This window comes from Pseudomonas sp. RGM 3321 (genome assembly GCF_022836805.1).
Classification (GTDB): Bacteria; Pseudomonadota; Gammaproteobacteria; order Pseudomonadales; family Pseudomonadaceae; genus Aquipseudomonas.
Map to the genome: position 1 here is coordinate 1 of NZ_JALHBH010000032.1, position 439 is coordinate 439.

The 439-nt window shown below is 55.8% G+C and carries 1 protein-coding gene; it reads right to left on the minus strand.

What is annotated here, in order from left to right; genetic code table 11:
* On the minus strand, positions 1 to 383 hold a 383-nt coding region (locus RGM3321_RS00110), incomplete at its 3' end, for a hypothetical protein (RefSeq protein ID WP_244391008.1).
* Positions 384 to 439: the final 56 nt, after the last annotated feature.

Consider the following 439-nt stretch of genomic DNA (forward strand, 5'->3'; position numbering starts at 1 on the left):
TCCTGGCACCATGCCCGCAATGTGGCGGAGAATGTTTCGTAACCGTCTGCAAACAAATGCGTCCCAGTTTCATCGGCGGTGAGTCCGACGGAGTGAATCGTGCCATCTGCCATGCCTAGCGCATCCTCGGCGTCGAGACTGCGAGTTTCTCCGTTCAGATCTATACGGCCAAGCAAGCGGTCTGCATCCACATCGACTGATAACCGTCCGTTCTTTCCGACAAGCTCGAACAGGCATCCGGAGGACGTCGCGCTGAATTCCACGAGAAGTGAGCCGTCCTCGCCGTCGATTCGTTGCACGTCCATGCCCTTTCGGGCCGGCAGCAAGGCGCTTCCGGTGAGGTCAATCGCCAATTCCTCGGTATAAGTATCAGTAATAGTCATGATTGACGTCTCCTCGTGGCTTCCCTGACTCGTTCTGGCTGGAGAATGTGAATATG